Origin of the sequence: Pseudoalteromonas sp. S16_S37 (assembly GCF_014694405.1) — a bacterium.
In the GTDB taxonomy this organism is placed as follows: domain Bacteria; phylum Pseudomonadota; class Gammaproteobacteria; order Enterobacterales; family Alteromonadaceae; genus Pseudoalteromonas.
This window is the reverse complement of the sequence record NZ_JAAUWV010000052.1, coordinates 1-12,765: the sequence shown is the minus strand read 5'-3', so window position 1 is coordinate 12,765 and position 12,765 is coordinate 1. Positions and strand designations below refer to the sequence as shown.

Here is a 12,765-nt window from a genome sequence, read left to right as displayed (position 1 = left end):
TTGGTTGGGTTTTATATGTTTGTTATAAAAAAAGTGCTGGGCAGCTTACTAATGCCCCTCCCTCTTGCACTTATCACTCTTGCCATCTGTCTACTGTTCATTAGTAAAGCCAACAAAAAGTCGTATGTCGTTGCTTGGCTTGTATTAATTGGCACCTGGTTTATTAGCACTCCCTATGTTGCAGATAAGATTATTTCTCCAAATGAAGCAAGACTGAGTACATTTAACGCTAAAAAACACACTAATGTCGAAAAAGTTGTCGTGCTGGGCTGTGATGTGTATGCCAACAACCGATTAAATGCTAATGCGCAACTAGGCGGGTGTGCCTTGTCTCGCTTAACAGAAGGTGTGCGCCTTGCGCATCACTATAAAGAAGCTCAACTAATCGTCTCAGGGCAAACAAGTGCTAACTTAATGAAGCAAACTGCGATAGAACTTGGCATCAATGCATCGCGCATTCTAACAAACCCTAATGCATTAGACACAAAGGATGAAGCGAAACAGCTCGCACGATATCTCGTTGATAGAAAAGTAGCCCTTGTAACGTCTGCTAGCCATATGGAACGAGCAAAGGACTTATTTCTTGCGCAAGGCGTAGAAATTATTAAAGCGCCGACGCAATTTTATAACTTTGCCAGCCAACCTCCTTACAAGCAATTTATCGCGCAAGTAACCGCCTTGAAAGCCGTTACCGCTCATTTTTATGAACTGCTGGGTAAAGCTTGGATACAGATTAGGCGCTGGATAGACCCTGAGGCGCTATAAGGCGCCTCTCTCGCTATTTACTTTTATACCGGGTTATCGATATCAATAAAGGTCACATCGAAGCCGTATTGCTCTGTGAGATATTCTCCAAGCGCTTTAATCCCGTAACGCTCAGTTGCGTGATGACCAGCGGCAAAAAAGTCAATGCCCTGCTCATTAGAACTATGAATCGTTTGCTCCGACGCTTCGCCAGTTAAATACGCATCGACGCCTTGACTGGCAGCTAAATCAATATAGCCTTGACCTCCGCCTGTACACCACGCGATTGTTTCTATCGGCTCGTTACGTACACGATTAACTAAAGGCTTTCTATTTAACGTAGTGGCTATTTTTTCAGCAAACACTTCGGCTGACATCGGGGTCTTGAGTTTTCCGTATACTGGAACACTATTCGGCGTAGGTTCTAAGCCTCCAATTAACTCCATATCAAGCATTCGCGCTAGTTGTGCATTATTACCAAGCTCAGGATGGATATCTAAGGGAAGATGATAGCCATATAGATTAATATCATTTGCTAATAGCGAGGCTATTCTTCTTTTTTTCATACCGGTTATCACCTGCGCCTCACCTTTCCAAAAGTAGCCGTGATGTACCAAAATAGTATCTGCTTGTAATTCAATCGCCGAATCAATTAAAGCTTGGCTGGCCGTCACGCCTGTGATGATTTTTTTCACCTGCTCAGCTCCTTCGACCTGCAATCCATTGGGTGCAAAATCTCTCACAGCATCAGGTTTTAATAACGAATTTAATAATTGGGTGAAATCTGAACGCTTCATGAAGTAACCAGTATTTTTTATTAGATAAGTACCAAATTTTGGCGTTTATATGGGCAAATTGGAAGCAAAACCCTTAAAAAATTGAAAAATCGCTCAAATATGGGTATAAATACTCTTTAATCTTAAATCCCGCGTATCCGCGTATAAAACGACTAGGATCTACGATGAGTAAACTAGATAAAACTGAAGTATTGAGCGCTTTTGAAGCTGCTTACGAAGCTGCCCATGGCAAGAAGCCTGAAATCACTACCAAATCAGGTTGGTACAGCATTGATGGCGGAAAGAATCTACGCCTTGCAGAAGTAGCTGCATTAACAGAAGAGCTTACTTCTGGTTCAGCGGCACCTAGCGAAGCACCAAAAAAGGCAGCAACTAAGAAAGCGGCACCTGCTAAAAAAGCAAAAACGAGCAAGGCAGCGCCAGTTAAAGCTGATAAAAAAGCGCCTTTTAAAGTCATTAAAGAGAACTCTGAAGGCTACACAGCTGAAGAGCTTTGGATTGTAGAGTTGGCACGTAAAGACCATGATTGTCGCTTGCCTCGTGGTGTAGTTTAAACTGCCACGCAATTTTGCAAGATATAAAAAAACCGCTGTTATGCGGTTTTTTTATATCAGATTCGCTCTAGTTTGTAGGCGCTTCGAGAATTTCTTTGAGGTTTTCTAACCCCACTTGTAAATCATTGCCAAGCACTTGTTCAAAGTCCATCACTAGCAACATTAGGTTGATTGGGTAATCCATATTTCCCTGAAAGCCCCAAGCCACTTTGGTTCCGCCAGAAACACTCTCTGTCGTCATATATGCCGGGTCTGTGGACTGAAATGGCTCAATAAAACGCAGCTCAAAGTCGATACGCTTGTTTTCATCAATTTTAATGATCTCTTGTTCTCCAGCACCCACCTCAGGATCGTCACTGCGCCAAGTAGACACAAAACCAACAGTGCCATCCTCACCTTTGTAGGTTTTCTGCATGTTAGGGTCCATTTGGTCCCATCTACTGTAATTTCCTTGATTCTTTAGATGCTTTATATAGGAAAAAACCGGCTCAACAGGTCGCTCTATGACGACATGTCTCTCTACGTGATAACTCTTAGGAATAAACAACGCAATGATAAAGGGTAATGCAATCACCAATAGCAGTGCCAATATAACTTTTTTCAACATCCTTCTGCCTCTTCAAAATATCTATATATTTACGTTAATTTTTTAAAAACAACCGCTAAACCTTACTCTACTTCTGCTAAAAAAGCAGCACTTATCGCACCAACCAATCCTAACAAGCTATATGTTACAATTAGTCCAGAGACAGATAACCAACTATCTAAAAAACCAATACTTCCTAACAGCAATAATAAGACACCTATCACTGTGTTACTCACTGAGACATAATCCGTTCGTTGATTACCCTGTGCTAAATTTACCAAGTAGGTTTTTCGTCCAAGTCTAACCCCTTGGTGTGCCACACTTAATAAAAAATACATACTAGGGAGAAACCAGATACTTTTAAGTAATGCGTTATCATGTTGTGCGACAAGATATACCACCAAGCCATTTATCGTCACAAGCGCAGCGCTAACCATCAAAACGAGCTTACTCGACAAGTCGCTTAATCTCCCCCAAATTGGTGCGGATATTAAACTTGCACCTCCAGACACAGCCATAAATATCGCTAGCAGCGGTAAATTGAGCTGCTGCTGTGATGCCAAAACAATATAAAACGGTGCACTCAATGCAGAGCATAACAATAACGCACGCGTTAGCACGAAGTGTCCAAAACTTCTCTCTTGGTAAAGTAGTTTAAGTTTACTCAGCGCCAGTTTAAGTCCGTTTTTACCGCCATCGGTCGCCCCTTTGTATTCCACTATTTGGCTATAAAACCCGGCTGCAAATAACCACATCGTAAAACCTAATACTAAGGCTATCAGTACGGCTTGATATTGGATACTTTCGGGCATGATGGCCAAAATTAACGCAAACAACAGTGTTGCCAGTCCTGACATGCTCGCTGCTAAGCCACTAATATTACCTCGTTGAGATTTGGGGATAACCTTCCCCAAAACATCTTTTGCGGCAATAGAATTGAACCCTCTCGCCAAGCTAAATACACTTAATACGCCGACTAAGGCCCATCCAGCCTGACTACCAGTTAATGTCAGCGCAATAGTTACCATCGCGGCAATGCATAATGCCTGAATCAATGCTCCAACCACCCAGACCCATTTTCTGACTGACAGAGTACGAATATAACTGGCAATAGCGAGTTGTGGGAGTAAAGAACCTGACTCGCGAATGGGAACTAGCCAAGCTATAAAGGCACTCGACACACCAAGCCCTTGCATTAGCCAAGGCAGCGTTACTTTAGGATTGAGAAGTGCGTCAGCGAATTTACTAAACACTTGGCTAATAAGCATAAAAACGAAGTTACCAGGCACCTGTTTACAAGCGTCATTATCTATCGCTTCACATGCTCGGGCATCTTCGACATTAGCTAAGCGATCATATATCTCTTCTTTGCTGGCTTTTTTCATGTTCAGGTTTCAATACTTGTGGGTTGCTGTAGCGCCTTAACAATTAAGGCCACTTTTCTAACTGGTATTGCCGCTTTAACGCAATTCTTCTGCCTCTTCATTTAAGCCTTTGTCAGGCCGCTCTAAAATAGCCTCTGATAAATCAACCCCTGATAAGTCTACTTCGCTAAGGTTAACATCAACCAGTATCGTGTCTTTTAAAATTGCCCCTTGAAGGTTAACCCCAGTTAATATCGCCCCCGTTAAGTCTGCTTTAGATAAATCGGCATTAGATAAATCAGCATCGGTTAAATTTGCATCTTTCATGGTTGCGTAGCGCAATGTTGCACCACTGAAATTAGCTTTGCTCAAATCAGCATTTGTGAAATCTATGTCAAATGAATCAACGTCAGAAAAATCAGCCTCTGACAGATCTGCATTCATAAACTGGAGGCCGCGTAAATCCGCTCCATCAAATGTAGCATGTCTCAGAACTGCATGGTTGAAACGGCTAGTAAACAATAATGCCCTATCAAAATCTGCATTATATAAATTTGCCTGCTCAAAATTACATGAGGAAACACGTGCATCACTAAAGCAACACTCTGTGGCATTGACACGTGACAAGTTCACCAAAAGCCAATATGAGAGACGACAGTTTGCCCCCACGAGGCTACTATTTGACATGTCACCATACCTGAAATCACTCAACCTGAGCTGTGCACCTTTTAAGTCTAGATGTGATAAACACATTACTGGTAAGTAATCACCCACCTCCCCAACACCAGAGACCCTTTTCAACCATTTAGACAAGCTGTGTCCATCCTCAAAGTCAAAATTAGTTACAGTATTAGTCACATTCGCACAGGCATAATGAACCACTAAAAGGGCCACTTCTGCATTACGGGCATACTTGGCCATTTCATAAAATTGACTGATGCCAAGTTTTTCCACCGGCACGCTCTTTCGTAAAACATACGAGAAGAGATTGGCAAAACAGCTTTGCCAGCTGCTCACCAGATCAGTCCCCTGTAAACCTACTTCATCCACTAAAAAACTAAATACATATTCGTCCAACGCTGTAGGGCCACATAGCTTTGTCCAGTGCTCTAGAGCCATCACTTTGTCATAACCCCCTCTTAGCTCCTCGTTTCTTTGCACTTCGCTGGTGATGATCTCAACTTCACGAACAATACGCTTGGCAATTAAGTATTCGCCAAAGCTTTTATGAGTAAACTCAAAAGTTTTTTCTTGGCCATCAAGCTGCTCACTTTGACGAAAATAAAACGCCGTTAATAGTCGAGAAATACCTGACTTTACACCCTCTTGAAATACATCTAAAAATCGAGTAACACCGCTGTTATCACATTGTTGCTGTATTTTAGCAATGCTTGCCACTCGGCCATTGCCATGCCAAACGGCTAACGCTATTTCTTCAAGTACACGAATAAAATGTACTTTTTTTAAATCTCGTGTTTGTTTGTGGCTGCCATGGTCCCACTGCCTTTCATATACAGCATCCAGTAAATCCTGATAAATTTCATTAAGTGTTATGCCATCACCAAATGTAATTTTGTTGCGCTCAAAACTCAGTGCCACCAAGTAGTTAAGTAGCGGCTCTTGGGTGATAGGTTGCAATTGCTCAGTTGCAAGTGACTTAGGTAAACCAGGGTGATCTAGCCCTTTTGCTTGGCTATAACGATGCCACCATAAGTCTCTTAAATCTTTGTCTAATAGGTTGTTTGGGTCGATATATTCTCTGGTATCTTCGGGAAGCTCTTCTAACGAACTTTTCGTTTTCACATAATATGGCAGCACATGTAGCTGCTGATTGTGGGCTCTAAACTTGCTACTTACCGATTGCACAGCTAAGTCTCGCCCAGTGATCAAGGCCTGCCATTGATAACCTGAATCCATCAGGCGGTGTATTTTGCTAATTACCTCTTCAACAAAGTGATTCGCTGTTTCTGCAGCTAATTTTCCTTGCATTGCCAGCTCATCCAAACCATCAAAAATAAGCAATACACGTTGGTCAAAGTACTCCTTACTCAAAGGGCGCAACGGTAAGTAAGGGTCTAAATCAGCAAAGCGCGCCAGTGAATTAAACAGATCATCACTGGGGTCAAAATGGTGTAAAGGCACAAACACGACTCTGATATCTGGTCGCTGAGCGGCAAGTTGTGCTGCATACATTTTCACAAAAGAGGATTTGCCCGAACCTGGGCCGCCACTTATCACTTTGACGGGACAATTATGGTCAAAATTAAGTGCCCAGCTGAGCATTTCGTCATGGAGATCGACCACATACTTGCGGTGTTGGCCTTCCTTAGCGCGTTCGAGTTGTTGCTCGTCTGCCTCACTCTCTACTTTGTAATAAGCGTTTAAATTGACATATACCTGACTCAGACTAAAGGCTTCAGCAAACATGCGTTGGTTGACCTGCTCTTGTAGCCAAACATTGTATAACTGCCATTGACGCTCTAACTTATTTGCCTGTGCAAAGGGGCTGTCTAGCTGCTGTGCAATGCAAAGATAATCTTCGCGATTACGGTTCCACTCTTTGTGCAGTGCCAAAGCAAAGGTTTGCCTTAAGCGAGCGAAAAAGCCTTCCGCATCTTGCAAGCCCATGCCTAAGCCTTCGAGCCAATAAATTATTGCAGGCTTTATATGCGTAAAAAGTGATATATTTTCAGGGTGTTCAAAAAAGCTGGCGCTTAACCCCAAAGGTACACGCGTTATTTGCGCTTCGATATTGTTGCTTAACTCATCCACTTGCGCGTTATCGAGTTTGCAATAGAACAAGTCTTGATAGTCAGGAACAAGCGTATACAAAGTTGCTTGCAAGCTTTTAAACACCAGTACCCAAGCGGCTTGCTCTGGCTTTTTCTCAAAACCAATAATACTGGAAGCCTCGACTAAGTTTTCCCAAACACCTTTGCCATCAGCGAATGTTCCCGCCACTGTTGCTTTACCCAAACTTTTAAATAACTCTCGAATGGGTAGATTAAGCTCTTTGTTCCATACAGAAACGGGCTGCTCTATGGTCAAATCGTATTGGTCACTCATAACAGGTCCTTGAAATTACTGGCTATAACAAACTTGATATTTACATTCATTCACAATAATCAAGTAATTAGGTTCAGATATCCAGTACTTTCAACCAGTTACTTCAGATACAAAGTGCAGGTGTTTACATCATAGATGTCGAGTGTTAGTTAAAAAACGTGAAAAAGATAATAATACTCACCATCTTCGATAAAATGCATCAGCCAAACAAACGCTCAAACCAGTTCTTATCTAAGTCGTCTTCACAGCGCTTTAATTGCGCGCCATATCGGCTTGCTCTGTGCTTCACTTTGTTGGCAACAGCCATTAGCCATTTTTTCTTACGATAGGTACCACGCTTGTAGCCTCCCCAACCTTCGTGATAATTCAAATATTGGGCATAGGCATCCCATTTAGATACACCGTTAATTTTATGCGTTTTATAAACAAACCATGCCATAAAATCGATAGCATCTTCAAAGTCATCTCTATCTGCGCCAGAGTTGCCTGTTTCGCGGATATAATCACTCCAAGTCGGTGTTTTTGCCTGAGAATAGCCATACGCAGAGCTTGCCCGCCCAATCGGGATAACCCATAAAAAGTAATCCATCGGCGGTGCTGCATCATGTTTAAAAGAACTTTCTTGGTACATCATGGCCATCAGCACATGTTTGGGTGAGCCCCACTTATCTTGAGCGTCACGGGCATCGTAATACCAATCTTCTTTTTCTTTAAAAATTTCACATATATCATGTGGTTGTGTGGGGGGAGCTGTTGCACAGCCGGCTAAAGATAACAATACGGGTAAAAGAATTATAAATTTTTGCATTTTTTTTCAAACCCATTGAACTTTTTTAAATAGTGCCGGTCTTAATCTATGAATGCAGCAGTTTAGCATTGTTTCATCCCTGAAATTTATTTGCGCAGTTTATTAGACTGCGCTTTTTTTTGCCTACGCTTTAGCAAAGTACTCATCTAAAAACACAACAAAGTCTTTATCGTCATTTTCTTTTATTGCTGCAGCAGCAAGCTGAGACTGGTGTGCTGCATCTTGCAAAACTTCCTCGTTGTATTGTTGATACTCTAAATCTTCATACATTGCTTTATATTTAGCAGCTAAATCTATGGCGATAAAGCCACTGTCTAGCTGTAGCTCTTTAAGTTGAGTAACCAGACGACCTGAGAACGTTTGGTCAGGGTATTTAACCCACTCGCTAAAATTGCTTATTGTATCGGCATATTTGCTTGTTTGATTTGCTTCATCCATCCATTTAGCAACATCAGCCAAATCTAAGAAAATATTTGCAGCCCATTGGCTAAGTAATATCGACTCATCTGCTTTAAGTAATTTGACCTGAGGATCGCGCCCTTGATTAACCACCGCGGTTAAGTTTTCCTGTGTTACTTTTTGCTCTTCCCAGCTCATATCCGGGGAAGGTTTTAACAAACAATAAGTTAAAAATACATCCAGAAAATTAATCTGCTCCATGCTAATACCCGTATCAACAAACGGGTTCACGTCAAGAGCACGGATCTCAACATACTCAATGCCACCGCGTTCTAAAGCATGAGTCGGAGGCTCGCCACTGAGCGCATTACGCTTTGGCCTAATTGGAGAGTAAAATTCATTTTCAATCTGTAAGATATTTTTATTTAACTGTTTTGGCGTCTCACTCTTATAGTCATCCAAGTCACCATATAAATCAGAGTGACAACGGATAGCTTGTCGAAGACCCGCGATATATTCATCTAACGAGTTGTACATCACCCGCAATGAAGACTGGGCACTATTGGTATAACCCAAATCCCCCAACCTAAGCGCCGTGCCATGTTCAAGATACAAAGTGCCTTTACCAATCTTGTTAAACGGTAAACGACTGTCTTTACCTTGTAAAAATGAAGAACATAACGCCGGAGAAGCACCAAACAAATAACTCACTAGCCATAATTCGCGCTTAAAATTGCGAATGAGTCCAAGATATTTATCGGAAATAAAATGCTGTAATGGTTGAGTATTGTTTTCCAATTCACTCAAGCTTTGCCAAAGAGAGTCTGGAAAAGAAATATTAAAATGCACCCCAGCGATGGCCTGCATCATACTCCCATAGCGGTTTTTAAGTCCTTGGCGGTAAAGTGTTTTCATTTTACCGATATTGGAATCACCAAACTGCGCCAAAGCAATATCTTCTTGATTGTTAATAAAACAAGGCATACTCATTGGCCAAAGTAACTCTTCCCCCATTTTGGAAAGCGTAAACTTTTGCAAGTCTCTAAGCTGTGACAAGGTTTGCTCAGCGTCATCGCTTACTGGCGTAATAAACTCAAGCAATGACTCAGAAAAATCAGTGGTGATACTACTATGGGTTAACGGATGGCCGGTCTCTTTGGGATGAGGTGTTTGAGCAATCGTACCATTTTTGTTGATCCGTAAAGCTTCTCGCTCAATTCCACGCTTGATGCCCTTGATGGCGTACTTATGATTGGGCATTGATAATGCCGCTAATCTTGTTTGTAAATCTGTCGTTATCAAAAAAATATCCTCGGCCAACAAAAGGCAGTGCAAAACGTTATGGGGGCGCAATAAGCAATATCAAGTTACGATAATGACTTTTCCGCAATGCTGAGCACCTTGCATATAGCTATGTGCTTGAGCCACTTCATTAAGCGAAAACTGTTTATCCATATGTATGCTCAGTTTGCCACTTCTATACGCTTGATACAATTTATTGAGATCATCATTATTAGCCTTAACCACCATACCTTGTGCCTCAATGCCTTTGTGCTTGGCAAATTCAACGACTTGATCTTTGCTGATCGTTGGCACTGTAACCACAGAGCTTTGCTTATCTAAGTTAGCAACAAGTTTCAGTGCCGTATCTGCGCCAACTAAATCAAGTAATTGTGCACGATGAGGTTGCAGGTAAAAGCTTTCATAGTCCATCACTTTTACATCCATTTTGGCTAGTAACGGATGCTGCGATCGTGTACTTAAAGCTACAACCTGTCTCCCTTGCAGTTTAGCTAACTGAACTGCAATATGTCCGACGCCACCTGTTGGTGCATTAATAAAAAGTGGAACATCAGGCAAAACGGGCAAACACGCAAGCGCTTGTAGTGCAGTTAAGCCACTCAAGCATAGACCTGCTATGGCGGGATTTTCTTTCTCATCTAAAACAATTATTTGTTCTACATGCGCATCAACTTGTTGCGCATAACAGCCTGGATTGTGGGCAAATCCAACCATTCCTATCACGTACTGACCGATACTAAAATCGTTTACCTGCTCGCCTACTTCCTCTATTTGGCCGTAGAGATCATACCCTAACCCCATAAAGCTATCAGGTTGCTTTTGCGCCGCAACAAAACCCAATCCCATTGCTGTTTTTATGTCAATGGGATTAACGCTACTGGCTAGCACTTTTACACGCACGTGGTGTTGTGCAAGCTTTGTATCTTCAATATTTTTAGGGATAATGTTTTCGGGGCCGCCAAATTGCTCAATACCAAAAACTAACTTTGCTTTTGCCATTAAAATACACTCTGTCTTGATGTTTGATAACTCGCTATAATCTAACACAATTAAATAAAACTCTGTCGAGTGCAGGCAAAAATAACCTACAGAGAATCATGGAATACGATGATTTTAACAACAGGTCACGAATACGATGCTTACTGGTAATGCATTCGTGACCCCATGGAGAAAACTATGCGTCGTGGGCAAAATACAATAAACGAAGAAGTAATGTTTGATGACAGTCAACAGCTGGTTTCTACAACGGATCTGCGCGGTATAACTACCTATGCGAACGATGCATTTTGTCGCGTTTCAGGCTTTTCCCGCGAAGAACTGGTTGGTAAAAACCATAATATTGTTCGTCATCCAGATATGCCTAAAGCGGCATTCAAAGAACTGTGGGATAAATTAAAAGATGGTCACTCGTGGCGTGGTGTTGTTAAAAACCGTTGTAAAGATGGCCGCTTTTATTGGGTAGATGCCTTTGTTACGCCTATTTTTGAGCATGGGCAACTTACCGGGTATCAATCTGTTCGTGTTCGCCCAAGCAATGAGCTTAAACAACGAGCCCAAAAGCTATACGATGCAATAAACCAAGGTAAACGTATTTGGCATTGGAGTGAACAGCGAACCTTACGCCGCAGCATGAGCGCTGTGGTAGTTGCATTATGTATCGCCGCAGTGGGCTGGCTTGTGGGTTTCACCGCGGCAATACTATTGCTGGGCGTTTTTATCAGTTTAATTATTATCAATTACGAAGAGCTAATTGCAACACCAAGTGCATTGCAAGCGCAGCAGGCACAGTTTGATTCGGTATCTCGCTACGTTTACGATGGACATAGCGCTTTTAGCGTTGCTAAGTACAATCAAGGCATGTTGCAGGCTAAATTGCGCACGGTTCTTGGTCGCATGAGAGACTCAACCGTGACATTTAAAGACATCGCAACAGGCCTTGATGCAAAATCCAGCCGAACAGAACAAGGTATTCAAGCACAAAGCCAACGCCTAAGTTCAATTGCTACAGCGATGTCTCAAATGAGCAGTACCATTGGCGAGATATCTCACAACACAGCTGAAACAGCACAAAAAGTCGACATCACACAGCAACATTGTCAGGATATTAAGTCATCGATGTCTGATAATGTAGACATGGTCACTAGTTTAGCCAGTCAAGTTGATCAAGCAGCGCAAACTGCAAACTCTCTCGCTAGTGAAGCAGAAAAGATTGGTAAAGTTATGACTGAAATTGAAGGCATCGCAGAGCAAACAAACCTACTGGCTTTGAATGCCGCTATTGAAGCTGCAAGAGCGGGTGAACATGGTCGTGGTTTTGCCGTTGTTGCCGATGAAGTGCGTGCGCTGTCATCAAGAACACAAAATGCCACGAGCCACATTTATGCGTCGATAAAAGAAATTCAAGATACACTATTTAGCTGGTCTAAAGTGATGCAAAGCACCAAAGATAGGGCCGATTCTTGCGCGCAAGCAAGCCAAGTAGGCCAACAGGCGCTTGAAACCATTTTCACTCAGATAAGCGAGATTGCTCAATCGGCTCAAGAAATATCAGCAGCGGCAGAGCAACAACAGGTGGTGAGTGTTGAAATCAACGAGAACATCGGCAACATCAAAGAGCATGGTAACGATAACTTACAGCTTAGTTACCGAGTTGCTGAGGATGCTGCAAAACTGGTTGAAAGTGCGAATAAGATTTCAGGATTACTACTTACATTTAAAGCGTAAGGAAGTTGATAAAGCGTGAAACGGCCACTTCGCTGCTTCACGCTTGTTTACTAATTATCTTGGATAAGATCAGAGTCATTTTTACCCAATGTTTTGAGCAAATAAGCTAACTTACTTTTCACCGTTTCATGCAGCATCTCCGTGCTAAAACGTATGCCCATTTGACACATCTTTGCACCGTCTACACTTGTATCAAGTGCAATCAAACGTACGGGTATACCGTAAATAGGCTCTATCAGCATATTGCCTTCATGGTTTAAATCAAAGATATCTAACTCAATACCATAATTATTAAACAGGTGGTGACCTTACGGCAAGATAGCGCAAATAAGTAAAAACCATCCGGCATACTTGATTGCAACCTAAACAACTAAGGTGTGATCAATGAATACCACAACATCATTAGAGCAAATTAAAGCAC

General features: G+C 42.0%; 11 protein-coding genes. 3 read left to right on the top strand and 8 right to left on the bottom strand.

Annotated elements, in window-relative coordinates:
* Nucleotides 1-15: 15 nt before the first annotated feature.
* On the top strand, nt 16-765 hold the full coding sequence (locus HC733_RS17795; protein ID WP_190366353.1) for an ElyC/SanA/YdcF family protein: 750 nt from the start codon (nt 16-18) through the stop codon (nt 763-765).
* A 23-nt stretch (nt 766-788) separates the two neighbouring features.
* Here the strand turns inward: HC733_RS17795 and HC733_RS17790 are convergent, their stop codons facing one another.
* Complete coding sequence (locus HC733_RS17790; RefSeq protein WP_190366352.1) at nt 789-1,541, bottom strand: Nif3-like dinuclear metal center hexameric protein; 753 nt, start codon at nt 1,539-1,541, stop codon at nt 789-791.
* A gap of 164 nt (nt 1,542-1,705) precedes the next feature.
* Here HC733_RS17790 and HC733_RS17785 point away from each other — a divergent pair, with 164 nt between their 5' ends.
* Nucleotides 1,706-2,095 carry a hypothetical protein gene (locus HC733_RS17785; RefSeq protein ID WP_190366351.1) on the top strand — a complete coding sequence of 130 codons (390 nt, stop codon included), beginning with the start codon at nt 1,706-1,708 and terminating at the stop codon, nt 2,093-2,095.
* Nucleotides 2,096-2,162: 67 nt separating this feature from the next.
* Here the strand turns inward: HC733_RS17785 and HC733_RS17780 are convergent, their stop codons facing one another.
* The 6 genes from HC733_RS17780 to HC733_RS17755 all read right to left on the bottom strand — a co-directional run bounded on the left by HC733_RS17780 (nt 2,163) and on the right by HC733_RS17755 (nt 10,619).
* On the bottom strand, nt 2,163-2,702 hold the full coding sequence (locus HC733_RS17780) for an SRPBCC family protein (protein ID WP_190366350.1): 540 nt from the start codon (nt 2,700-2,702) through the stop codon (nt 2,163-2,165).
* 62 nt (nt 2,703-2,764) lie between these two features.
* The gene (locus tag HC733_RS17775; RefSeq protein WP_190366349.1) at nt 2,765-4,066 is read right to left on the bottom strand and encodes an MFS transporter; all 1,302 of its coding nucleotides are present in this window, start codon (nt 4,064-4,066) and stop codon (nt 2,765-2,767) included.
* 75 nt (nt 4,067-4,141) lie between these two features.
* On the bottom strand, nt 4,142-7,111 hold the full coding sequence (locus HC733_RS17770; RefSeq protein WP_190366348.1) for a pentapeptide repeat-containing protein: 2,970 nt from the start codon (nt 7,109-7,111) through the stop codon (nt 4,142-4,144).
* Between the two features lie 199 nt (nt 7,112-7,310).
* The gene (locus HC733_RS17765; RefSeq protein WP_190366347.1) at nt 7,311-7,919 is read right to left on the bottom strand and encodes a transglycosylase SLT domain-containing protein; all 609 of its coding nucleotides are present in this window, start codon (nt 7,917-7,919) and stop codon (nt 7,311-7,313) included.
* A 123-nt stretch (nt 7,920-8,042) separates the two neighbouring features.
* The gene (gshA, locus tag HC733_RS17760; RefSeq protein ID WP_190366346.1) at nt 8,043-9,620 is read right to left on the bottom strand and encodes a glutamate--cysteine ligase; all 1,578 of its coding nucleotides are present in this window, start codon (nt 9,618-9,620) and stop codon (nt 8,043-8,045) included.
* Nucleotides 9,621-9,680: 60 nt separating this feature from the next.
* Complete coding sequence (locus HC733_RS17755; protein ID WP_190366345.1) at nt 9,681-10,619, bottom strand: NADP-dependent oxidoreductase; 939 nt, start codon at nt 10,617-10,619, stop codon at nt 9,681-9,683.
* 177 nt (nt 10,620-10,796) lie between these two features.
* On the opposite strand from HC733_RS17755, the gene HC733_RS17750 reads away from it, so the two are divergent.
* Nucleotides 10,797-12,344, top strand: coding sequence for a methyl-accepting chemotaxis protein (locus tag HC733_RS17750; protein ID WP_190366344.1), 1,548 nt, complete (start codon nt 10,797-10,799; stop codon nt 12,342-12,344).
* Nucleotides 12,345-12,394: 50 nt separating this feature from the next.
* On the opposite strand, the gene HC733_RS17745 is transcribed toward HC733_RS17750, so the two are convergent.
* Entirely contained in the window at nt 12,395-12,586 is a 192-nt protein-coding gene (locus HC733_RS17745) for a hypothetical protein (RefSeq protein ID WP_190366343.1), read from the bottom strand.
* Nucleotides 12,587-12,765: the final 179 nt, after the last annotated feature.